The sequence below is a fragment of the Salinifilum ghardaiensis genome, assembly GCF_054491345.1.
Genome location: NZ_CM137101.1, coordinates 1131498 through 1154427 on the forward strand (window position 1 = coordinate 1131498; position 22930 = coordinate 1154427).

At 73.3% G+C, this 22930-nt stretch carries 16 protein-coding genes; 12 read left to right on the plus strand and 4 right to left on the minus strand.

The genetic code is table 11. From position 1 onward, the window contains the following. Nucleotides 1–71: 71 nt before the first annotated feature. The gene (locus ACVGV0_RS05075; protein WP_459158689.1) at nucleotides 72–2369 is read right to left on the minus strand and encodes an FdhF/YdeP family oxidoreductase; all 2298 of its coding nucleotides are present in this window, start codon (nucleotides 2367–2369) and stop codon (nucleotides 72–74) included. A 179-nt stretch (nucleotides 2370–2548) separates the two neighbouring features. Between ACVGV0_RS05075 and ACVGV0_RS05080 the strand changes: the two genes are divergently transcribed. From ACVGV0_RS05080 to ACVGV0_RS05100, 5 genes are all read left to right on the plus strand, one after another. Then, nucleotides 2549–3385, plus strand: a complete 837-nt coding sequence (locus tag ACVGV0_RS05080) for a tetratricopeptide repeat protein (protein WP_459158690.1) — start codon at nucleotides 2549–2551, stop codon at nucleotides 3383–3385. After that, entirely contained in the window at nucleotides 3373–3603 is a 231-nt protein-coding gene (locus ACVGV0_RS05085) for an SEC-C metal-binding domain-containing protein (protein WP_459158691.1), read from the plus strand. The genes ACVGV0_RS05080 and ACVGV0_RS05085 overlap by 13 nt, the downstream gene beginning before the upstream one ends. 207 nt (nucleotides 3604–3810) lie before the next feature. Continuing rightward, on the plus strand, nucleotides 3811–6447 hold the full coding sequence (locus tag ACVGV0_RS05090) for a valine--tRNA ligase (RefSeq protein ID WP_459158692.1): 2637 nt from the start codon (nucleotides 3811–3813) through the stop codon (nucleotides 6445–6447). Nucleotides 6448–6596: 149 nt separating this feature from the next. Beyond that, nucleotides 6597–7964: a bifunctional tetrahydrofolate synthase/dihydrofolate synthase gene (gene folC, locus ACVGV0_RS05095; protein WP_459158693.1), complete on the plus strand. Its 1368-nt coding sequence runs from the start codon at nucleotides 6597–6599 to the stop codon at nucleotides 7962–7964. Then, entirely contained in the window at nucleotides 7961–8404 is a 444-nt protein-coding gene (locus ACVGV0_RS05100) for a DUF4233 domain-containing protein (RefSeq protein ID WP_459158694.1), read from the plus strand. The genes folC and ACVGV0_RS05100 overlap by 4 nt, the downstream gene beginning before the upstream one ends. A gap of 123 nt (nucleotides 8405–8527) precedes the next feature. Here ACVGV0_RS05100 and ACVGV0_RS05105 read toward each other — a convergent pair whose 3' ends face one another. Then, the gene (locus ACVGV0_RS05105; protein WP_459158695.1) at nucleotides 8528–9628 is read right to left on the minus strand and encodes a zinc-binding dehydrogenase; all 1101 of its coding nucleotides are present in this window, start codon (nucleotides 9626–9628) and stop codon (nucleotides 8528–8530) included. 391 nt (nucleotides 9629–10019) lie between these two features. Here ACVGV0_RS05105 and ndk point away from each other — a divergent pair, with 391 nt between their 5' ends. The 3 genes from ndk (at nucleotide 10020) to ACVGV0_RS05120 (ending at nucleotide 15147) form a co-directional block, all read left to right on the plus strand. Then, nucleotides 10020–10430 (plus strand): nucleoside-diphosphate kinase, encoded by a 411-nt coding sequence (ndk, locus tag ACVGV0_RS05110; protein WP_459158696.1) that lies wholly within the window; start codon nucleotides 10020–10022, stop codon nucleotides 10428–10430. 6 nt (nucleotides 10431–10436) lie between these two features. Beyond that, nucleotides 10437–10982, plus strand: coding sequence for a GNAT family N-acetyltransferase (locus tag ACVGV0_RS05115; RefSeq protein ID WP_459158697.1), 546 nt, complete (start codon nucleotides 10437–10439; stop codon nucleotides 10980–10982). A gap of 772 nt (nucleotides 10983–11754) precedes the next feature. Further along, nucleotides 11755–15147 carry a translation initiation factor IF-2 N-terminal domain-containing protein gene (locus ACVGV0_RS05120; protein ID WP_459158698.1) on the plus strand — a complete coding sequence of 1131 codons (3393 nt, stop codon included), beginning with the start codon at nucleotides 11755–11757 and terminating at the stop codon, nucleotides 15145–15147. Between the two features lie 138 nt (nucleotides 15148–15285). Here the strand turns inward: ACVGV0_RS05120 and ACVGV0_RS05125 are convergent, their stop codons facing one another. Next, nucleotides 15286–18471, minus strand: a complete 3186-nt coding sequence (locus ACVGV0_RS05125) for an arabinosyltransferase domain-containing protein (protein ID WP_459158699.1) — start codon at nucleotides 18469–18471, stop codon at nucleotides 15286–15288. 592 nt (nucleotides 18472–19063) lie between these two features. Here ACVGV0_RS05125 and rplU point away from each other — a divergent pair. The 4 genes from rplU to proB all read left to right on the plus strand — a co-directional run bounded on the left by rplU (nucleotide 19064) and on the right by proB (nucleotide 22422). After that, nucleotides 19064–19372, plus strand: coding sequence for a 50S ribosomal protein L21 (rplU, locus tag ACVGV0_RS05130; protein WP_459158700.1), 309 nt, complete (start codon nucleotides 19064–19066; stop codon nucleotides 19370–19372). An 11-nt stretch (nucleotides 19373–19383) separates the two neighbouring features. Next, a complete protein-coding gene (rpmA, locus tag ACVGV0_RS05135) occupies nucleotides 19384–19644 on the plus strand; it encodes a 50S ribosomal protein L27 (RefSeq protein ID WP_459158701.1) in 261 nt (86 codons plus the stop codon). Nucleotides 19645–19738: 94 nt separating this feature from the next. Continuing rightward, on the plus strand, nucleotides 19739–21304 hold the full coding sequence (gene obgE / locus ACVGV0_RS05140; protein ID WP_459159928.1) for a GTPase ObgE: 1566 nt from the start codon (nucleotides 19739–19741) through the stop codon (nucleotides 21302–21304). Next, entirely contained in the window at nucleotides 21301–22422 is a 1122-nt protein-coding gene (gene proB / locus ACVGV0_RS05145; protein WP_459158702.1) for a glutamate 5-kinase, read from the plus strand. Before obgE ends, proB begins: the two co-directional genes overlap by 4 nt. A 76-nt stretch (nucleotides 22423–22498) precedes the next feature. Here the strand turns inward: proB and ACVGV0_RS05150 are convergent, their stop codons facing one another. Then, a complete protein-coding gene (locus ACVGV0_RS05150; RefSeq protein ID WP_459158703.1) occupies nucleotides 22499–22729 on the minus strand; it encodes a zinc finger protein in 231 nt (76 codons plus the stop codon). Nucleotides 22730–22930 lie beyond the last annotated feature (201 nt).

Here is a 22930-nt window from a genome sequence, read left to right on the forward strand (position 1 = left end):
CCCGCGCCCGCGGACCGGTGCCGCGCCCCAGCATCCCGGAGACCGGCCGGGTCGTGCCCGCCGGAGCGGGATCACGCCGTTTCGAGGCGGACGATGATCGCCTTCGACACGGGGGTGTTCGACCCGTCCGCGACGGAGTCGAGCGCGACCAGCGGGTTGGTCTCCGGGTAGTAGGCGGCCGCGCAGCCGCGCGCCGTGGGGTAGCTGACCACGCGGAACCGCTTGGCGCGGCGCTCCTCGAGCGTGCCGTCGGCGGCCTCCCACTCGGAGACGAGGTCCACCACGTCGCCGTCGGCCACGTCGAGCCCCTGCAGGTCCTCGGCGTTGACGAGCACCACCCGGCGGGCGTCCTCGATGCCGCGGTAGCGGTCGGACAGGCCGTAGATCGTGGTGTTGAACTGGTCGTGGCTGCGCAGCGTCTGCAGCAGCAGCCGCCCGTGCGGGATGCGGATCGGGTCGGCCGCGTTGACCGTGAAGTTCGCCTTGCCGGTGGCCGTGGGGAACGCGCGCTCGTCCCGCGGCGGGTGCGGCAGCACGAACCCGTCCTCCTGGCGCACCTGCCGGTTGTAGTCGGCGCAGCCGGGCACTACGCGGCTGATGTGCTCGCGGAGGACGTCGTAGTCGCGCTCGAACTCGGACCACGCCACGGGGTGGTCCGCGCCCAGCAACCGACCCGCCAGGCGGGAGATGATCGCCACCTCGGACAGCAGCTGCTCCCCGGCCGGCTCCAGGCGGCCGCGCGAGGCGTGCACCACCGACATCGAGTCCTCGACGGTGACGAACTGCTGGCCGGTCTCCTGCACGTCGCGTTCCGTGCGGCCCAGCGTGGGCAGGATCAGCGCCGTCCGCCCCGGCACGGCGTGCGAGCGGTTGAGCTTCGTCGAGACCTGGACGGTGAGCTCGCAGCCGCGCAGCCCCTGCGCGGTCGCCTCGGTGTCCGGTGTGGCCGAGACGAAGTTGCCGCCCATGCCGACGAAGACCCGCACGTCGCCGGACTGCATCGCGCGGATGGTGTCCACGGTGTCCCGGCCGTGCTCGCGCGGCGAGGTGATGCCGAACTCGTCGTCCAGAGCGGACAGGAACCCCTCGGGCATCTTCTCCCAGATGCCCATGGTCCGGTCCCCCTGCACGTTGGAGTGCCCGCGGACCGGGCACAGGCCGGCGCCCGGCTTGCCGATCATGCCGCGCAGCAGCATGGTGTTGACGACCTCGCGGATCGTGGCCACGCCGTGCTTGTGCTGCGTCAGCCCCATCGCCCAGCAGGTGACGGTCCGCTCGGAAGCGGCGAGCATGTCGGCGATGCGCTCGATCTGCGCCCGGTCCAGGCCGGTCGCCTCGACCACGCGGTCCCAGTCGACCTGCTCGACGTCGGCGGCGAACTCGACGAAACCGGCGGTGTGCTCGTCGACGAAGGCGCGGTCGACCGCGCCGCGCTGCAGCAGCAGCGCGTTCAGCGCCTTGAACAGCATCAGGTCGCCGCCGATGCGGATCTGCGCGAACTCGTCGGCCAGCGCGGTGCCCTTGCCGAACAGCCCCCGCGGGGTCTGCGGGTTCTTGAACCGCATCAGTCCGGTCTCCGGCAGCGGGTTGACCGCGACGATGCGCCCGCCGTTGTTCTTGACCTTCTCCAGCGAGGAGAGCATGCGGGGGTGGTTCGTGCCCGGGTTCTGCCCCACGACGAGCACGAGGTCGGCGTTCTCCACATCGGACAGGGAGACCGACCCCTTGCCGATGCCGATCGTCTCCGTCAGCGCCGCGCCCGAGGACTCGTGGCACATGTTCGAGCAGTCCGGCAGGTTGTTCGTGCCGAACGAGCGGGCCAGCAGCTGGTAGGCGAACGCGGCCTCGTTGCTGGTGCGGCCGGAGGTGTAGAAGGCGGCCTCGTCCGGCGAGCCCAGCGCGCGCAGCCGCTCGGCGATGAGGTCGAAGGCCTCGTCCCAGCTGATCGGGCGGTAGTGCGTGTCGCCCTCGCGCAGCACCACCGGCTCGGTGAGCCGGCCCTGCTGGCCGAGCCAGTAGTCGGTCTTGCCCGCGAGCTCGGAGACGGGGTGGGCGGCGAAGAACTCCCGGTCGACGCGGCGGGTCGTGGCCTCCTCGGCCACCGCCTTCGCGCCGTTCTCGCAGAACTCGGCGAGCGAGCGGTCCTCGCCGTCGGCCTTGCGCGGGTCCGGCCACGCGCAGCCCGGGCAGTCGTAGCCGGAGCGCTGGTTCAGCAGCGGCAGCGTGCGGACCGTGCGCGACAGCCCCATCTGCTCCCAGCCGCGCCGCAGCGACACCCACACGCCGGTGAGACCGGCGGCGGCCGTGCCGGGCTCGGAAACGTCGAGGGCCGATTCGTCCACATCCTCACGGGGAGCTTCGCGCGCCATAGCGAGAATCATGCCGCATGTGCTCCCCGCGACGTAAGCCCTGGGGACGCCTGTCGCGCGGCACCCGGGCGCGCACCGCGGCCGCGCCGGGACACCCGTGCACGACCGCGAGGACGGGTGCGCGGTGGCGCGCCGGACCGGCGCGGTCCGCCCGGTGGCTCCCCCACTAGGCTGGAGGAATGGCGGATGCAGACGTGGCCGAGGGCGCCGCGGATCGCGACCGCAGCAGCGGCATGCCGCAGATGAGCGCTCGGGCGAGGCAGACCCCGGAGGAGTGGCGCCAGACGGCGCGCGAGCTCGAGTCGGAGATCGACGCCTACCCGGAGGATCACGCGGAGATCCTCGGCGAGGCCGCCCACGCCTGGCAGCGCGCCGGTGACCTCGATCGGGCGGAGCAGTGCTACGAGCGCCTGCTGGCCGAGCAGGACGATCCGCACATGCCGGATCCGCGGGTGCCGTACGCGGAGTTCCTCATCGAGGCGGAGCTGGACCCGGACCGCGGGTGGGGCATGCTGCGCCAGCTCTGGCACGAGCGCACCACCGATCCGCAGGACTACCAGCGGGCGGCCGAGATCCACGAGGAGCTCGGCTTTCTGCAGGAGGCGTTGACCTGGTCCAACGCGGGCGTGGCGCGGTGCTGTCCGCAGCCGTTCGACCCCGGGTTCGCCGACCTCCGCGAGGACGTGGAGCTGTTCACCCTGCTGGACGGGCGTCGGCGGCAGCGCCGTGCTCTCGAGCAGCCCGCCGACGAACTGGACGAGCTCGTCGAGGCGTCCCGCGGCGACGTCGCCGAATCGCTCGCGCCGCGGCCGCAGCAGGACACGCCGCCGCTGGTGCCGTACTGGCCCGAGGGCGAGTTCGACGAGGCCCTGCGCCGCTGGCCGGAGACGCTGCGCCCGGTGACGCCGCACGGGCAGGACGAAGACGCGCCCCGCACGCACACCGAGCACCGCCGCGCCGTGGAGCGGGAGCTGCGGGCGAGCGCCGCGGGGAGACGCCGCGGGTGGTGCCGCTGAGCACCGAGGAGTTCGGCGCGTTCGGCAGCGGCGCGGGCACGGGTGACGTGCTGTTGCTGCTGGAGCGCTACATGCTGGTGTGGGACGAGGCCGGGCGCGGGCTCGCCTGGCCGCCCGAGCGCAACGCGGCCTGCTGGTGCGGTTCGCAGCGCAAGTACAAGAAGTGCTGCGGCGCGCCCGGCTTCGCCGAGGAGCCGAGCTCGCCGGCGGAGGGCTGAGCGGAGCGCGGGGCGGGCTCGCCTGCGCACCCGCGTTCCGGTGCCTCCCGCGCGGGACGCCGGACCCGCTGCGCCAGCCGAACCGCGGAGTTTTCAAGGCGGCGCTCCCTGGCGGCGCGCCTGCCCGGCGGGCGTGCTCCCCGACACGCGCGCGGAAGGAAGCACTCCCCGACGGGCGTGCTCACCGGGGCTCGTAGAATTCCGGGCGTGACTCAGACCCACAGCGCGCAGCAGCCCCGTGAACTCCCGTCGAGCTGGAACCCCGCCGACGCCGAGGCCGAGCTGTACCAGCGCTGGGTAGATGCCGGCTACTTCACGGCGGACCCGCACAGCGGGCGTCCGCCGTTCTCGATCGTCATCCCGCCGCCGAACGTCACCGGCAGCCTGCACATCGGCCACGCCTACGAGCACACGCTGATGGACCTGCTCACGCGGCGCCGCCGGATGCAGGGCTACGAAGCCCTGTGGCTGCCGGGCATGGACCACGCGAGCATCGCCGTGCAGACGCTGGTGGAGCGCCAGCTGCGCGAGGAGGGCACGGACGCCCGCGAGCTCGGCCGCGAGGCCTTCGTCGACCGCGCCTGGGAGTGGAAGCGCGAGCACGGCGGCGCCATCCTGTCGCAGATGAGCCGCCTGGGTGACAGCGTCGACTGGACCCGCGAGCGGTTCACCATGGACGACGGCCTCTCGCGCGCGGTCCGGACGATCTTCAAGAAGCTCTACGACGACGGCCTCATCTACCGCGCCGAGCGCCTGGTCAACTGGTCGCCGGAGCTGAAGACCTCGCTGTCCGACATCGAGGTGGACTACGAGGACGTCGAGGGCGAGCTCGTGTCCATGCGCTACGGCGAGGGCGACGCGTCCGTGGTCGTGGCGACCACGCGCGTGGAGACGATGCTCGGGGACACCGCCGTCGCGGTGCACCCGGAGGACGAGCGCTACCGGGCGCTGGTCGGCACCGAGCTCGAGCATCCGCTGACCGGCAGGAAGATCCCGGTGGTGGCCGACGACCACGTCAACCCCGAGTTCGGCACCGGCGCGGTCAAGATCACCCCGGCGCACGACCCGAACGACTTCGAGATCGGCCAGCGGCACGACCTGCCGATGCCGACGATCATGGACGAGAGCGGCCGGATCGACGGCACCGGCACCCGGTTCGACGGCATGGACCGCTTCGAGGCCCGCGCGCAGGTGCGCGAGGCGCTGCGCGCCGAGGGGCGCATCGTCGCCGAGAAGCGCCCCTACGTGCACAGCGTCGGGCACAGCTCCCGCACCAAGGAGCCGATCGAACCGCGGCTGTCGCAGCAGTGGTTCGTCAGCGTCGGCCCGCTGGCCAGGGCCGCCGGCGACGCGGTGCGCGACGGCCGGGTCGCGGTGCACCCGCCGGAGATGGCCAAGCGCTACTTCGACTGGGTCGACAACATGCACGACTGGTGCATCTCGCGCCAGCTGTGGTGGGGCCACCGCATCCCGGTGTGGCACGGGCCGAACGGGGAGATGGTCTGCCCCGGCCCGGACGAGCGGCCCCCGTCCGAACCGGGCTGGCGCCAGGACGAGGACGTGCTGGACACGTGGTTCTCCTCGGCCCTGTGGCCGTTCTCCACGATGGGCTGGCCGGAGGACACCGCCGACCTGCGCACGTTCTACCCCACCAGCGTGCTCGTCACCGGCTACGACATCCTGTTCTTCTGGGTGGCCCGGATGATGATGTTCGGGCTCTACGCCATGGACGGGGTGGAGCCGTTCAAGGTCATCGCGCTGCACGGCATGGTCCGCGACGGCTTCGGCAAGAAGATGTCCAAGTCCGCGGGCAACACGGTCGACCCGCTCGAGTGGATGGACACCTACGGCGCCGACGCGCTGCGGTTCACCCTCGCCCGCGGGGCGAACCCGGGGGCGGACGCCCCCATCAGCGAGGAGTGGGTCTCGGGCGCGCGGAACTTCGGCACGAAGCTGTTCAACGCCACCAAGTTCGCCCTGATGAAGGGCGCGCGGGTGCCGGAGGCCCCGGCGGACCGGGCCGAGCTGACCGATGCCGACCGGTGGATCCTCGACCGGCTCGACCAGCTCGTGTCCGACGTGGACGTCCTGCTGGACGACTACCAGTTCGCCAAGGCCACCGAGGCGCTGTACCACTTCACCTGGGACGAGTTCTGCGACTGGTACGTGGAGCTGTCCAAGGTGCAGCTCGACGCGGACGAGGCGTGCGCCGAGCGCACCCGCGAGGTGCTCGGCCAGGTGCTCGACGTGCTGCTGCGGCTGCTGCACCCGACGATGCCGTTCCTCACCGAGGCGCTGTGGACGGCGCTGACCGGGCGGGATTCGGTGGTCGTCGCCGACTGGCCGGCCGCCTCCGGCGCGGCCGCCGACGAAGGTGCGGCCGAGCGCATCGCCGCCGTGCAGAAGCTCGTCACCGAGATCCGCCGGTTCCGCTCGGACCAGGGCCTCAAGCCGGGGCAGAAGGTCGCCGCGCGGCTCGGCGGGATCGGCGGGGCCGGTCTGGCCGAGCACGCGGACGGGGTGCGCGCGCTGGTGCGCGTCACTGAACCGGGTGAGCAGTTCACGTCCTCGGCCTCGGTGGAGGTCGGCCTGCCGGGTGGCGGCGTCACCGTCGAGCTGGACCTGTCCGGTGCCGTCGACGTGGCCGCCGAGCGCAAGCGCCTGAACAAGGACCTCGACGCCGCGCGCAAGGAGCTCGACGGCACCGACAAGAAGCTGAACAACCCCTCGTTCGTGGAGAAGGCCCCGGCCGACGTGGTGGACAAGATCCGCACGCGCCGCACCGCGGCCGAAGCGGAGATCGAGCGGATCAACGCCCGACTGGCCGCGCTGCCGGAGGGCTGAACCGCTCCTGCCCGCCGGGCGCGGCGGTGCGGACCCCCTCGAGGAGGTCCGCACCGATCAGCGCGCGCCGCAGCGGCCGTCTCCGGTTCCTCCGTTCGGCCCACGTAGACTGCGTACGGATCCGTTGTTGCTCGCAGAGAGGTGAGTACGTGCCCGGCACCGAGTCCCAGTCCTTCCGCGAGCTGCGGCTGGTCGAGGACGAGCTCAACGAGCGCTGGCCGGAGACCAAGATCGAACCGTCCCTGGAGCGCATCCGGGCGCTGACCGATCTGCTCGCCGAGCCGCAGCGCACCTACCCGGTGGTGCACATCGCGGGGACCAACGGCAAGTCGTCGACCTCCCGCATGGTCGACGCGCTGCTGACCCGGTTGGGCCTGCGCACCGGTCGCTACACCAGCCCGCACCTGCAGCTGGCCACGGAGCGGATCTCGGTCGACGGCGCGCCGATCAGCCCCGAGGGCTACGTCGAGGCCTACCGCGACGTGGCGCCGTACGTGACGTTGGTGGACAACCGCAGCCCCGTGCCGATGAGCAAGTTCGAGGTGCTCACCGGCATGGCCTTCGCCGCCTTCGCCGACGCCCCGGTGGAAGCCGCGGTGCTCGAGGTGGGGCTCGGCGGCAGCTGGGACGCCACCAACGTCGCCGACGGCCTCATCAACGTGATCTGCCCCGTCGCCAAGGACCACGCGGAGTACCTCGGCGATGACATCGCCGCGATCGCGGCGGAGAAGGCCGGCATCATCAAGCCCGGCTCCGTCACGATCCTCGCCGGGCAGCAGGCCGAGGCCGAACGGGTGATCCTGGAGCGCGCCGCCTCGGTCGACTCGACCGTCGCCCGCGAGGGGCACGAGTTCGGGGTGCTGGAGCGCACCGTCGCCGTCGGCGGGCAGATGGTGCGGCTGCAGGGCCTCGGCGGTGCGTACGACGAGGTGTTCCTGCCGGTGCACGGCGAGCACCAGGCGCGCAACGCGGCGGTGGCCCTGGCCACGGTGGAGGCCTTCTTCGGCGCCGGCGCCGAGCGGCAGCTGGAGGCCGACGCGGTGCGCGAGGGCTTCGCCAGCGTGCTCACCCCGGGGCGGTTGGAACGCGTGCGCGCGGCCCCCGCGGTGCTGGTCGACGCGGCGCACAACCCGCACGGCACGCGGGCGCTGGCGCAGGCGGTGAGCGCGGAGTTCTCCTTCCGCACGCTCGTCGCGGTGGTCGGCGTGCTCGGGGAGAAGGACGCCTACGGCATCCTCAACGAGCTCGAACCGGTCGCCGAGCAGCTGGTGATCACCCGCAACTCCTCGCCGCGCGCGCTGGACCCCGACGAGCTCGCCGCGATGGCCAAGGACGTCTTCGGCCAGGACCGGATCGTGGTCGAACCGCGGCTGGACAACGCCGTGGAGCACGCGATCCAGCTCGCCGAGGAGGTCAGCGACCCGAGCGAGAGCGTCTCCGGCGGTGGTGTGCTCATCACCGGTTCGGTCGTCACCGCCGGTGAGGGACGGGCCCTGTTCGGCAAGGAGCCGGCGTGAGCGAGGCGGGCGGCACCGAACGCGGCCTTCCGGTCCCGCCGGAGGGCGTGCGCGACCCGTGGAAGGGGTTGCGCGGGGTGATGGCCGGCACGCTCGTGCTGGAGTTCATCGTGTTCGGTCTGGCCCTGCCCGTGGTGTGGCAGTTCGGCGGCGGGGTGTCCAGCGTCGGCTTCGGCCTCGTCGCCGCGCTGGCCGTGCTCATGCTGCTGGCCGGGTTCGTGCAGAGGCGTCCGTGGGGGCTCGGCCTGGCGCTGGTGCTGCAGGCCTGCGCCGTGCTGTGCGCGTTCGTGCACCCGGCCATCGGGATCATGGGCGTGCTGTTCGCCGCGGCGTGGGGCTACATGCTGCACCTGCGCCGCGACGTCGCCCGCCGGATGCGCGAAGGCCGGCTGTACGACCAGCTCGGGCACCCGCCCGGCTACCCCGAGCAGGCCGAGTGAAGGCGGAGGCGCTCAGCGCCACGAGCGGCGCGGGCTCCCGGTCCGCGGGGCGTCCCGCGGCTTCCCGCTCGCGGGTGGGCCGGTGGTGCCGGTGCCGTCCGTGCCGCCCGCGGTGCCGGGGACTCACCGGATGTCGATGATCGCGCGGCCGAGGATCTCCCGCTTGTCGAGCGCGTCGTAGGCCTGCTGCACCTGGTCGAACTCGTAGCGCCGGGTGATGGCGTCCTGCGGGCGCAGCAGCCCCCGCGCGACCAGGTCGAGCAGCACGGGCATGTCGCGCCGGGGCTTGGCCCCGTAGGAACCGCTGATGCGCAGCTTGCGGCGCGCGATGGTGGCCAGGTCGAACTCGCCGGTGGTGCCGCGCGGGGCGATGCCGACGACCACGACGTGCCCGCCTTCGACGACCGCGTCGCGGGCGGTGCCGAACGTGGCCACCGAACCGAGCGCCTCGAAGGCCACGTCGACCCCGCGGCCGCCGGTGATCTCCCGGATCGCGGCGGGCGCGTCGGTGGTGGTGGCGTTGACCGCGTGGGTCGCGCCGAGCTGCCGCGCGGCGTCGAGCTTGTCGTCGGCGATGTCCACGGCGACGATCGCGGAGGCGCCGAACACGGAGGCCAGCTGGATCAGCGCCGACCCCACACCGCCCGCGCCGACGACGGCGATCGCGTCCCCGACCCGCACGTCGGCGGCGTGCCGCAGCGCGCCGTAGGCGGTCATGGTGGAACAGCCCACCGAGGCGACGTCACCCAGCTCCACCCCGTCCGGCACCCGGTAGACCGAGGTGGCGGGGGTGACGCAGCGTTCCGCGAGCCCGCCCATCGAGTACATGGCCACCGGCTCGCCGTCCGGGCGGAACAGGCGGGTGTCGTCGTCGTAGAGCAGGCCCCGGGCCCGGTTGCAGCTGAAGAAGCGCTCGCAGATCTCCTCGTTGCCGCGGGAGCACTGGCCGCAGTCGCCGCAGGGCATGATGAAGCTCGTGACCACCGGGTCGCCGACGGACAGGCCGTTCACGCCCGGGCCGAGCGCGGAGACCGTGCCGGCGACCTCGTGGCCGAGCACGCCGGGCGCGGGGAACGGCAGTTCCCCCTTGAGCACGTGCAGGTCGGAGTGGCAGGCGCCGCAGGAGCGCACGTCGATGGCGACTTCCCCGGTGCGCGGTTCCGGGAACTGCAGCTGCTCGATCCGCATCGGTTCGTGCACCGCGGTGTGTACTGCCGCACGCATCCCAACTCCCGTCGACGCCGTCGTTCGAGGCGGTGCTGAACACTAGTGGGTGGATCGCGACGGCACCAGGGGCCGGAGGTGCGCGGTGGCGATCACCCGCACCGCCCGGTTCCGCGCCGGTCGGCGGTGGGGACGTCCTCGAGGAAGTACCCCAGCTCGGGGAGCGGTGCCGGCGTTACCGGGGTGGGGCCGGTCCCGGAGCGCACCGCGGCTCCGGCGGGAGGAGGTGATCTCCCCGCCGGACGCGCCGGTGCGCGGCCCTCGCCGGTGACCAGCGCCATCGGGCCGCTACCCTGGCGGCCGGACGGGGTGCGCGCGCTTCGCGCTGCGCGGGCGCGCTGCACCGGGCCGCCAGGGTAGCGGCCCCGAGGGACGACGAAGGAGTACTTTCGTGAGCGAGCGCACACTGGTTCTCGTCAAGCCGGACGGGGTTCAGCGCGGTCTGATCGGTGAGGTGATCGGACGCATCGAGCGCAAGGGGCTGAAGCTGGTCGCGCTGGAGCAGCGGCAGGTGGACGAGCAGCTCGCCCGGCAGCACTACGCCGAGCACGACGGCAAGCCGTTCTACGAGTCGCTGGTCGAGTTCATCACCTCGGCCCCGGTCGTGGCGGCCGTCGTGGAGGGCCCGAAGGCGGTCGGCGCGTTCCGCCAGATCGCCGGCGGCACCGACCCGGTGGAGAAGGCCGACGCCGGCAGCATCCGCGGCGACTACGGCCTCGAGGTGCAGTACAACCTGGTGCACGGCTCGGACTCGCCGGAGTCGGCCGAGCGCGAGATCAAGCTGTGGTTCCCGGAGCTCTGACGCGAGTTGACTGAAACCGCTATCGATCCGGAGGGGTTCGTCACCGGACCGCACCGCGTGGACACCCCGCACCCCGGTCTCGCGGACGCGCTGACCGACCTGTGGGGACGCGTCACGGTCGCCGGCGGCGCCGTCGGGTTCAGCTCGACCAGCGAGGTCGACGAGCTCCGCGCGGTCGCCGAATCGGTGGTCGAGGAGGCGCAGCAGCGCCGCGCGAGCCTGATCACGATCGGCCAGTCGCACGTGCTCGTCGGCGCGGCCGCGCTCGTGCCGGGGCGGCTGCCGGTGGACGCGCACACCGGGCAGCTGACCTGGCTGATGGTGGACCCGTTGCTCCAGGGCAAGGGCTGGGGCCGGCAGCTGCTCGACGCGGTCCTCGTGCAGGCGCAGGCCAGCGGCCTGGCGAGGCTGCAGGTGTTCGTCCGCTCGGGTCACGAGTTGGAGCGCTTCTTCACCGGTCACGGCTGGGTCGAGCGCGGGCGCTGGCCCGGTGCGTTCAGGGCCTCCCCGGAGGACGAGCGCGACGGGATCTGGTTGACCCGCGAGGTGTGAGCCGCCCGGAGGTGTGAACCGTCCGGCCGGTCCGGGCCACCACGGGTTCCGGACCGCCGGGTGCGGCTCGCGGGATCGCTCGGACGGCCGCAGCTTCCGCGCTCCGGTCGCGCGGGTGTTGTCAGCGCGCGGTTCGGCGAGCAAGCATCGTCGGCGAAGCGGTCGCGCGGTGCGACCGCCGCCGACGAACGTGAGCGGGAGGTCGTCCTGAGTCGATACGCGAGAGCGAGTTCGCGCGGCGTCGCAGGTGCGTGCGCATCGGCGGCGCCGCGGCGTGCGCGTCGGTCCGGTCCGTGGACGGTGGGGGCCTGCCGCGCTCCGTGAGCGGAACCGATCCGTCCCGTCCGGTTGGACGATCGGCGGACCGAACCGAGACGGTATGGGATACTCGTGGTGGCCGTCCGGTAGAGCACACCGCCGAACGGTTCGACGACGAGGCCACAGCCCTGCGCGTCGTCGCCAGTCGGGACCGGGGGCGGAGGAGATCCGCTCGCCGCTGCGCCGGCCGGCTCGCCGACGGGAGGCTTGCGGGGACTCGTTGGCCCGGACGGGTAACGGGGAGCCGTGCCCGGGTGCGAGCAGGAACTGCACCCGGGGCGCTGCGGCTGAGGAGCGCCGGGCGGTCGTCGTCGACTCCGCCGCGCGGCTTCTCGCCGGGGCGGAACAGACCGAGAAGGATTGCCGCCGTCCTCGGACGGCGGAAAACGAACAAGAACGCATGCCCCTGTGCGGCCCGCGTCGTTCCGGACGCGCCCGGGGGCGGAGGAGCTGGATGTTGAACACGGACACACCCGCTGGGACACCCAGCGGGTCATCGCCCACACCCGCACGAGGGGAACAGGATTCGCAGGGGGGCGCCGCGAGCGCCGCAGCCGGTGCGGTCAGCGAGGAGGCCGGGCAGGACACGTTCGAACTGCCGGCCAAGATGCGGGTGCACGCGCTGGCGAAGAAGCTCGGCACGAGCAGCAGGGAAGTCATCCGGACCCTGCAGGAGCTCGACGAGTCGGTGCGCAGCGCGCAGTCGAACATCACCCGGGAGGTCGCGCTGCGCGTGATCGGCGCGCTGTTCCCGGAGCGGATGCCAGCCGACACGGGCGGAGCGGACGGCGCTGCGGGCTCCGCCGAGGTGTCCACCGCTGCGCACGGCGCCGCGTCCACGAACGGGGCCGCGCCGGCCGCCGCACCGAAGTCCGCGGAGCAGCCCGCGGCCGAGGCCGCCGAGGGGACCGCTGCGGAGGGCGGAAGCACCGCGGAGGGTGCCGCAGCCACCCCCGGGAAGACCACCGCTGAGACCGCCGGGAAGACCACTTCGGAGACCGCCGGGGAGGCCGCCGGCTCGGGCGGCAGGGAAGCGGCGCCGCTGACCCCGCTCTTCGCCGCGCCGGACGCCACGTTCCTGGCGCCGGAACCGCAGCAGAACCGCACGGCTGAGAAGGACTCGACCGAGGCGGAGTCGCCGTCCGAGCAGCGGACGGCCGAGGACGGCTCCGCCGCTACCGCGGTGAGCGGTGCGGGGGCGCAGACCGCCGAGGAAGAGGGCGAGGCCGAGGACGAGGCCACCGACCAGACCGGTGACGACTCGGACCAGAGCGGTGCCCGCAGGCGGCGCCGCCGCGGCCGCCGCGGCCGCGGTCGCGGACGCGGCGGGGAGAGCGACCAGGCTCAGCAGGAGCAGACCGCCGAGGGCGGGAGCACCGGCGGTGACACCACCGAGGAGTCCTCCTCGGAGCAGGGCGCCGCAGCCGAGGAGCAGGCCGAGTCCGAGCAGGACGGCGAGTCCGGTGCCGGGAACCGGCGCAGGCGGCGCCGGCGCCGCCGCAAGGGCTCCGGCGAGGAGGACAGCGGCTCCGGCGGCAGCGGTTCCACGCGCGAGGACGACCCGCCGAACACGGTGGTCCACGTGCGCGAATCCGCCCCGGAGGGCCGGCAGGACAGCAGTGAGGACGAAGTCCGCTCGGTCAAGGGGTCGACGCGGCTGGAGGCCAAGCGGCAGCGCCGCCGCGACGGGCGCGATGCGGGACGCCGCCGCGCACCCGTGCTGTCCGAGTCCGAGTTCCTCGCCCGCCGCGAGTCCGTGGACCGCCAGATGGTGGTGCGCCAGCAGGGCGAGCAGACCCAGATCGCCGTGCTCGAGGACGACGTCCTCGTCGAGAACTTCGTGACCTCCTCCGGCAGCGGCTCGCTGGTCGGCAACGTCTACCTCGGCCGCGTGCAGAACGTCCTGCCCAGCATGGAAGCGGCGTTCGTCGACATCGGCCGCGGGCGCAACGCGGTGCTCTACGCGGGCGAGGTGGACTGGGACGCCGCCGGCCTGGCGGGCAAGGCGCGCCGCATCGAGCAGGCACTGCAGACCGGTGACAACGTCCTGGTGCAGGTCACCAAGGACCCGATGGGGCACAAGGGCGCGCGGCTGACCACGCAGATCAGCCTGCCCGGGCGGTTCCTCGTCTACGTGCCCGGCGGCAGCGCCACCGGCATCAGCCGCAAGCTGCCGGACAACGAGCGCAAGCGGCTCAAGGACATCCTCAAGCGGATCGTGCCCGAGGACTCGGGAGTGATCATCCGCACCGCCTCGGAGGGCACCAGCGAGGACGCGCTGGACCGCGACGTGCGGCGGCTGCAGGCGCAGTGGGAGGTCATCAAGGAGAAGTCCGAGGCCAAGAACACGCACGCGCCGCAGCTGCTCTACGAGGAGCCGGACCTGCTGATCAAGGTCATCCGCGACCTGTTCACCGAGGACTTCTCGGCGCTGACGGTGCAGGGCGACCAGGCCTGGGAGACGATCGAGGCCTACGTGCAGCACGTGGCGCCGGACCTGGTCTCGCGGTTGTCCAAGCACGTCGGCAAGAACGACGTGTTCACAGAGCGGCGCATCAACGAGCAGATCTCCAAGGCGCTGGACCGCAAGGTGTGGCTGCCGTCCGGGGGCTACCTGGTCATCGACCGCACCGAGGCGATGACGGTCATCGACGTCAACACCGGGAAGTTCACCGGGTCCGGGGGCAACCTGGAGGAGACGGTCACGCGCAACAACCTCGAGGCGGCCGAGGAGATCGTGCGGCAGCTGCGGCTGCGCGACGTCGGCGGCATCATCGTCATCGACTTCATCGACATGGTGCTGGAGGCCAACCGCGATCTCGTGCTGCGTCGCCTGACCGAGTGCCTGGGCCGCGACCGCACGCGCCACCAGGTCGCCGAGGTCACGTCGCTGGGCCTGGTGCAGATGACCCGCAAGCGCGTCGGCACCGGCCTGCTCGAGGCCTACAGCTCGACCTGCGAGCACTGCCGGGGCCGCGGCCTGCTCGTGTCCGCGGATTCGGCGAACCACCAGCACCACGGCAACGAGAACGGCGGGCGGGGACGCCGCCGCGGCAAGGGCCAGGACGACGGCCGGCACGCCGAGCCCAAGGGAACCGACAAGGGCGACAAGGGATCCGAGAAGGGGTCCTCCGACAAGGGCGACAAGGGAGCTGACTCCCGCGGCGGCAAGGAGCAGCCGGGCAAGGCCGAGCCGCAGCGCGGTGAGGCCAAGACCGAGGACAAGCCCGCGGAGGCCGCGCAGGAGGCGTCCGAGCAGTCCACCCGCTCCGCGGGTCGCCGGCGCAACCGCCGCGACAAGCGCGGTGCGCAGGCGCGGGAAGTGGCGAAGGAAGCCCCGGCCGAGTCCGCCGCGGAACCCGCTCCCGCCGGGCGGTCGGCTCCGGCCTCCGCGGAGGCGGCCGCGGCACCGGTCTCGGGCGCCGGAACCGCGGCGGACGGTTCCGCGGCCCCGGCGGGACGGGGCGAGCGCACCTCCGCTGCTGCCGCGGAGACCTCCGCGGCCCCGGCCGTGCCGAGCACCGCAGCCGGAACAGCGGCGGGCGCGCAGGAGGCCTCCGCGGAGGCCGCCACCACGTCGGCAGGCGCGAACGGGCCGGCGAGCGAGAACGGGTCGGCGGACGAGAGCGGTGTTCCGACCGGCGGGCGGGGACGCCGGAAGGCCACCCGGCCGAGCGGCAGCACCAGCGCCAGCACCAGCGGGCAACCCGTGGTCGTGGCCAAGCCGGCCGAACCGGCCGACACCGGGAGCACCGTCCCGGCCGCGGAACCGGAGCCCGAGGTGCAGCCGGTGCGGCGGCGCCGCCGCACGGCCTCGCGCCAGTCCGGACCGCCGCAGGAGAGCTGACCCAGGTCGGCGCCGACCGGGGGACTCCGCGGATTGGCCGGTGCAGCCGAGCACACGGCCGCCGGTCCGCGCGTCCGCTCCGGTCGGCGCCGACCGCTGCTGCAGCGCCCCCCGGGGTGCTCGTTGAGCCCCGGGTGATCAGTCCTCGTCGGAGAACCCGCGCACGTCGCCGCGGGCGTCGGAGGAGGGCATGTCCCCGGGCAGCTCCACCGGCTCCGGCAGCGGTCCCGGCGACCACGTCCCCCAGTGCGTCTCCGAGCGGGTGCGCAGCGCGGTCTCGGCCGGTGCGGCGCGGACGTACGGCTGCACGCGGTACAGCGTCCCCCAGTCGCGTTCGTAGTCGCCCCGCAGGTACGTGGGCAGTTCCCGCGCGGTGGTGGCCACGTTGAGCCAGCCGAACGGGCCGCCGGCGTCCGGCGCCGACCACCCCTGTCCGGTCTCGCGGAACTCCCTGCCGGCCGAGACGCGGTAACGCGGCAGCTCCGCCACCCCGTGCCCGAGGCGCGGCTGCCGCAGGCAGGGGTGCACCAGCGCGGCGGGCCACTCCACGAAGGCCGGGTCCCGGCCGACGACCTCGGTGAGCGTGGCCACGCGCGGCACGCGCGGGGCGCTGACGGCCACCCAGCCCTCCGGGCCGAGCGCCGCGTCGGTGGCGACCACGCGCACCATCGTCGCCTGCCGGGCCCGCTCCGGGACGTCCCCGCGGTAGTCCCGCCACCCCGGTGGGGGCCCCTCGAGCACCGGGCTGCGCCCGAGGACCTCGAACCCCTCCGGCGTGGGCCGCCCGTACTCGAGCACCACCCGGTTGGCGCCGGTTTCCATCCCGGCCAGGCTCAGCGCCACCGGACGGTCACCGCGCCTCGCCTGCTCCGGCAGGCCGTACCAGGGGGTGCGCAGCTGCCCGGTGTTGGTCCCGTCGGGGTCGTAGCTGCCCCACACCGGGGCCCGGTCGTCGCCGAACCCGTGCGGGGGACGCCAGTTCGGTTCGCCCGGTGCGGCCTCGTCACCGCGGGGCAGGCGGGAGCGGTCGAAGCCGCGTTCCGCGGGGCGCAGGTACCCGGGGCCGCGCTCCGCCGCCGGAGTCCCCGGCGCTGCCGCCGCGGGCTGCTGCCCGATCGGCGTGAGCACCCCTTCGCGGGGGTGCGGTTCCACCATGACCGAATCGGACAGCCCGCAGCTGGCGCCGACGAGCTGCTGCACGTTGTCCGCGCCGAGGCTGTACTGCTGGCCCTGCTCGGCGATGGCCTTGCCGAAGGCGGCCAGTTCGCCGAGCACGAGCAGCGCGCACACCAGCGACAGCGGGGCGGTGCCCAGCCGCAGGGCGCGGCTGCGCTGCTCCGGGTGGTCCTGCCGCGCGCCCCCGTGCGCGGCGCGCGGGTCGATGCGCACGTGTTCGACCACGGCGACGAGCGCGGCGACCCCGGCCAGCAGCAGGAACAGCGTGCTGGCCTCGTGGCCGCCCAGCGAGGGCGCCTTGTCGAACCAGGGCACGCCCCAGTTGGAGACGTACCACCAGGCGTTCGGCCCGGTGGAGGCCAGCGCGACGACGAGCATCAGCCCGGAGAGGAACGCCGCCCGGTTGCGTCGCGAGCGCAGCACGGTGCTGCTCGTGGCCAGCGCGGTCAGGGCCGCCAACCCTCCGCCGAAAGCGGCGAGGATGCCGAAGTGGTGCGTGTGCTTGGTGGGGGTCAGCGCCAGCACCACGAAGCACAGCGCGGTCACGGCGACGAGCCGGCGGCTCGGTCCGGCCGCCGCACCGTTGATCCGGGTGCGCCGCGCGATCACGAGCGCGCAGGTGACGAGGCACAGCAGCACGAGCAGCACGGGGAACCGGCGGGTGAGCGACCCGTCCGGGATGGGGCTGAACAGCAGCGCGTAGCGGTCCAGCTCCTCGTACCAGTGGCTGTTCGGCCCGATCCGCGTCTTCAGCGCCATCGCGTCGAGCACCGAGCGCCAGCTCTGGTCCAGGTACACCAGCACGAGCACGAGGAATCCGGAGCAGGCCACCGGAGCGATCCCGGACCACCACCCGTGCGCTGCTGCGAAGCGGCGCACCAGGCGTGTCAGCGGGCGCACCGCGGCGAGGAACGGCAGCACCGCGACGAGCCCGTGCGGGTTCGCGGTCGTGGACAGCGCCGCAGCCAGCAGTCCCCAGGCGGCCGGGGCGATCCGCTGGGAGGCGACGGCGCGTTCCACCGCGCACCAGGAGGCGAGGGCGAAGAACACCACGACCGGTTCGGGGCGCAGGCCGTTGTTGTACGGCAGCCAGAACGCCAGGAACACCGCGGCGGCGGCCCAGCCCGCGGCCGCGCTGCGCCGCAGCTGCGGGCCCAGGCGGGGCAGCACTCCCCGGCTGATGAGCAGCCAGCTGCCGACGGCCAGCGCCAGGGCGGGCAGGCGGACCCACGGGGTGGCCGTGGACAGGTGCACCCACCCGGCGTAGATCTCGTAGAACCAGCCGAACGGGGACTCCGGGTTGGCGAACCAGCGGTAGTAGTTGCTCACGTACCCGGCGCTCTCCCGCGCGCGGAGCATGCTGAGCACGTAGCCGTCGTCCGAGGTCATGGCGCCGATCAGCCACCACGCGAGCAGGGCGGCGAACACGGCGGCGTCGCGCGTGGTCAGCCGCGCCCACCCGGGTCCGGTCAGCCGGGGCGGGCGCCGGCCGGTGGCGTCGTCCATGCGGCGCAGCGCCGCCATCGCGGCGGCGAAGGAGACCACGGCCAGCGCGGTGGCGGCGAGCTTGAGCGCGGTCGCCGAGGTCTCGAACCGGTCGTCCACCCGGGCGCGCACCGCGAGGCCCGCCGTGTCGTCGACGTCCTCGTCGACGTCGGAGTACACCCCGGTGAGCTGGGGCCGTTGGTCGCCGGGGGCCGCAGCCCAGGTCCGGCCGTCCAGGTCGGCGCGCAGCCCCCCGGCGTCGGCGTGCACGCGGACGGTGCAGTCGCCGGTGGGCAGGTCGCGGGAGCCGATGCTGCGGCCGGTGTTGAACAGCTCCACCCGGTTCTCGTGCGCCCGCAGCGCCAGGCCGGTCAGCTGCCCGTACTTCGACTCGGGCGGGGTGGTGGTCAGCACGACGCCCGCGTCGGGGCGCGCGTCCACGTCGCGCAGGGTGCTGCAGGGGATCGTCGCGTCGAACCGCAGCGGTGCGTAGGCCACGAGCGGGGCCGAGACGGCCTGCGTTCCGTTCGCGGGGGTGGGCCAGCTGAGCGCGGTGGTGTCGTGCCGCACCGGCAGGAACGGGACGAGCAGCGCCAGGACCGTTCCGAGCAGGCCGAACAGCACGGCCGCGCGGCGCGCTGACGTGTGCGGTAGGCGGGGCACGTGGGGAACCATACGACAGCTCGGACCGCTGCGTAGTCCTGTCGCCACGTGGGGTGCTCGCACCTCCGCGCGGTACCGCCGCCGGGATGGGCGGCCGGCTGCCCGCGTGCCCGGCGACGACGTCGTCGACATCTCCCGAGGAGTGCCTTCCCCGGTCCGCCCCGCGGATGACCGGGCACGACACGCGCGCCCGTGACCGGTACGATCGGTGCGCGTCCCGGGGGTTGGCAGTGACCTCGGTGCTCCGAGCCGCGGTGTTCCGATCCGGAGCATCGTGCCGCGGAGCTCTGCGCGCCGGCGTTGTCGTTGCGGAACGCTGCGGCGCGGTGCGGCACGAGCGGGTCGCCGCCCCGGTCTCCTGGTGGGACGAGCGTTGCCTGTATGATGGGCGGGAACTTCTCGCCGCCGATTGCGGGCGGAGAGACTCAAGCCTGTTGCGGCGGCGATCGCCCGTGTGGCTCGGCTGTCGAGACAGGAACCACCGAGACGCTGCACCAGCGGCGTGTCGACCTCCGGCCTCCGGGCCGGAGCGGGGCGTAGCGCCGAGTACCTGGTGAAGTAGCGAAACCGAGCAGCAGGAGACTTCCGACTGATGTACGCGATCGTCAAGGCCGGCGGCAAGCAGTACAAAGTGGCTGTCGGAGACGTCGTCGAGGTCGAGAAGCTCGATGGCGAGCCGGGTTCCGAGGTCAACCTCCAGCCGCTGATGGTCATCGACGGCTCCGATGTCACGGTTGACCCGGGCAAGCTGGCGGAGACGTCGGTGACCGGCCGTCTGGTCGAGCAGACCAAGGGTCCCAAGATCCGCATCCACAAGTTCAAGAACAAGACCGGCTACCACAAGCGGCAGGGTCACCGGCAGAAGCTGACCCGTGTTGAGGTCACCGGCATCAACAAGTGAGGGCCTGAGTCATGTCACAGAAAAAGGGTGTATCGAGCTCCCGGAACGGCCGCGACTCGAACCCGAAGTTTCTCGGTGTGAAGCGCTTCGGCGGTCAGGTCGTCAGGGCTGGTGAGATCCTGGTGCGGCAGCGTGGAACGCACTTCCACCCCGGCGCGAACGTCGGCCGCGGCAAGGACGACACGCTGTTCGCGCTGTCCGAGGGCACCGTTCAGTTCGGGCGGTACCGCGGCCGGGACAAGGCCGTATCCGTGGTTCCGGCCGAGAGCTGACCCGCTCTCGGCCGATTCGAACCCTGCCGAGGGGCGGGTCCGGGACACCCCGGTACCCGCCCCTCGCTTTTTTGCTCAGGAGGCATCCGTGTCCGTGTCGCGGTTCGTCGACCGCGTGACCATCCACATCAAGGCGGGCGACGGGGGTAATGGCGTTGCCTCGGTGCGTCGCGAGAAGTACAAGCCGCTGGCCGGGCCCGACGGGGGCAACGGCGGCCGCGGTGGCGATGTCCGGCTCGTCGTCGACCCCGGGGTGCACACGCTGCTGGACTTCCACTACCGGCCGAACGTCGAGGCCAGCAGCGGCAAGGCCGGCAAGGGCAACAACCGGCACGGCGCCGCGGGCGAGGACCTCGTCCTGCCGGTGCCCGACGGGACGGTCGTGCTCACCTCGGAGGGGGAGGTCGTCACCGACCTCGTCGGCGAGGGCACGACGTTCACCGCGGGCAGCGGTGGACGCGGCGGCCTCGGCAACGCGGCGCTGGTCTCGCGCGCTCGCAAGGCGCCCGGCTTCGCCCTGCTCGGTGACCCCGGTGACCAGCTCGACCTCGTGCTGGAGGTCAAGTCCGTCGCCGACGTCGGCCTGCTGGGCTTCCCCTCGGCCGGCAAGTCCTCGCTGATCTCCGCGCTGTCCGCGGCGCGGCCGAAGATCGCCGAGTACCCGTTCACCACGCTCGCGCCGAACCTCGGCGTGGTCACCGCCGACGAGAAGGTCTTCACCGTTGCCGACGTGCCCGGCCTGCTCCCGGGTGCGAGCGAAGGCCGCGGTCTCGGGCTCGACTTCCTGCGGCACATCGAGCGGTGCGCCGTGCTGGCGCACGTGGTCGACTGCGCCACCCTGGAACCGGGGCGCGACCCGCTGACCGACATCGACACGCTCGAGCACGAGCTCGCCGAGTACACCCCGGCGCTCAGCGACGTGGACGGGGTGCCGGACCTGGCCGACCGGCCACGGGTGGCCGTGCTCAACAAGGTCGACGTGCCCGAGGCCCGCGAGCTGGCCGAACTGGTGCGTCCGGAGCTCGAGGAGCGCGGCTGGCGCGTGTTCGAGATCTCCACCGCTTCGCACGAAGGACTGCGGGAGCTGACGTTCGCGCTCGCCGAGGAGGTCGAGCGGTTCCGCGCGCAGCTGCCGACGCCGCAGCCCGAACGGGTGCGGGTGCACCCGAAGGCGGTCGACGACGACAGCTTCACCGTCGAGCCCGACCCGGAGGAGGCGGACGCGTTCGTCGTCCGCGGCGCCAAACCGGAACGGTGGGTGCGGCAGACGAACTTCGACAACGACGAGGCCGTCGGCTTCCTCGGCGATCGGCTGGCCCGGCTCGGCGTGGAGGCGGAGCTCGCGCGCCGAGGAGCGGAATCGGGCAGCCAGGTCACCATCGGCAGCATGACCTTCGACTGGGAGCCGTCCACCCCCGCGGGCGTGGCCGCGATGCAGGGGCAGCGCGGCGGGGACGCGCGGTTGGAGCGGACCGAGCGCGTCTCGGCCGAGGAGCGCAAGCAGGCCAAGGAGGAGCGCCGCCGCTCCCTCGACGCGGCCGGGGCGTACATCGGTGACGAAGACGACGTCGACGACGACTTCCTCGACGAGGACGATGACGATGACGAGCAGGGCGTCGCGGACGTCGACGGATGGGACGGTGAGGGGGACAGCCGGTGAGCGGCCAGGGGGTGGGCACCCGGGAGGCGATCGCCACCGCGCAGCGGATCGTCGTCAAGATCGGGTCCTCGTCGTTGACCACCGCCGAGGGCGGGCTCGACCGGTCGCGGCTGGACAAGATCGTGGACGCGGTGGCCGCGCGGGCGGTCGCCGGCACCCAGGTGGTCGTCGTGTCCTCCGGTGCGATCGCCGCGGGTCTCGCGCCGCTGGGGCTGCCCAGCCGCCCCCGTGACCTGGCCTCCCAGCAGGCCGCGGCGAGCGTCGGGCAGGAAGCGCTGGCCCGTGCCTACGCGGCGTCGTTCGAGCGGCACCGGATGATCGTCGGCCAGGTGCTGCTCACCGCCGAGGACGTGGTGCGCCGCGGGCACTACCGCAACGCGCGGCGCACGCTGCACAAGCTGCTGTCGCTCGGGGCCGCTCCGGTCGTCAACGAGAACGACACGGTCGCCACCCACGAGATCCGCTTCGGCGACAACGACCGGCTCGCCGCCCTCGTGGCGCACCTCGTCGACGCCGGCGCGCTGCTCCTGCTGTCCGATGTGGACGCGCTCTACGACGGGGATCCGCGGCGCAGCGGTGCCAGCGTCGTGCGCGAGGTGTCCTCGGTCGCCGATCTGGACGGCGTGGAGGCCGGTGAGGCCGGTGCTTCCGGCGTGGGCACCGGCGGCATGGCGTCGAAGGTGCAGGCCGCGCGCGTGGCCTGCACCTCGGGGATCCCGGTGCTGCTGACGTCGTCCGACCTGGCGGAGAGCGCGCTGCGCGCGGCCGACGTGGGCACCGCCTTCGCGGCCAGCGCGGACCGGCTGTCGCCGCGGCGGTTCTGGCTGGCGCACGCCGCCGGGAGTTCCGGACGGCTGTGGCTGGACTCCGGAGCGGTCGACGCCGTCGTGCGGCGCCGCAAATCGCTGCTGGCCGCCGGCGTCACCGCCGCGGAGGGCGTGTTCGACGGCGGGGACGTGGTGGACCTGGTCTCGCCGCGCGGGAAGACGGCCGCGCGCGGCGTCGTCGCCTACGACTCGGCGGAGATGCCCGCGCTGATCGGTCGTTCCACCCACGACCTCCCCGCGGAGCAGCGCCGCGAGGTCGTGCACGCCGACGACCTGGTGCCGCTGCGCTGACGCGGCCCACCGCCGGCGCGCCCGGCGGACGGCGCGCCTCGGCGTCGATGCGGCGGTGCCGGCGCGGCGGTACGGCTCAGGAGCGGCCGCTCGGAGGCACTCCCGGGGTTCCGGCCATCGCGTGCGCCTGTTCGTTGCACTCCGTGCAGGTGCTCCACAACCAGGCGACGTCCGAGTTGTCGGCCGTCACGCGCGCGCCGCAGAGCGCGTCGACCTCCGTTCCGTCCGGGAAACCCCCGCGGGGACGTGGCGTCAGCGTGGCGTGCCGCTTCCCCTCGCCGGGTTGCCAGCGAAACGGGTGGGGCATGACTGAATCACCGCCTGTTCGCGTCGGGTCGCTGCGGGCCGCCGCGCCACCGCGCTGCCCGCGATCGCGTGGCCGGCCGCGGACCGCTCCGGAGTACGTCCTTCCCGACTGCGACGAGTCCGCAGCCCGACCATCCTAGCGGCCGCACCCGGTGGTGATGATCCGCTGCCGGGTGCGTCGCAACGCTTTCGGGTTGTGCGG

Excerpts from the sequence above, each read along its gene's own strand:
- ACVGV0_RS05075 (WP_459158689.1), bottom strand. The coding sequence starts at position 2,369 with ATGGCGCGCGAAGCTCCCCGTGAGGATGTGGACGAATCGGCCCTCGAC.
- ACVGV0_RS05080 (WP_459158690.1), top strand. The coding sequence starts at position 2,549 with ATGGCGGATGCAGACGTGGCCGAGGGCGCCGCGGATCGCGACCGCAGC.
- ACVGV0_RS05105 (WP_459158695.1), bottom strand. The coding sequence starts at position 9,628 with ATGCGTGCGGCAGTACACACCGCGGTGCACGAACCGATGCGGATCGAG.
- ACVGV0_RS05120 (WP_459158698.1), top strand. The coding sequence starts at position 11,755 with ATGTTGAACACGGACACACCCGCTGGGACACCCAGCGGGTCATCGCCC.
- rplU (WP_459158700.1), top strand. The coding sequence starts at position 19,064 with ATGTACGCGATCGTCAAGGCCGGCGGCAAGCAGTACAAAGTGGCTGTC.
- rpmA (WP_459158701.1), top strand. The coding sequence starts at position 19,384 with ATGTCACAGAAAAAGGGTGTATCGAGCTCCCGGAACGGCCGCGACTCG.
- ACVGV0_RS05150 (WP_459158703.1), bottom strand. The coding sequence starts at position 22,729 with ATGCCCCACCCGTTTCGCTGGCAACCCGGCGAGGGGAAGCGGCACGCC.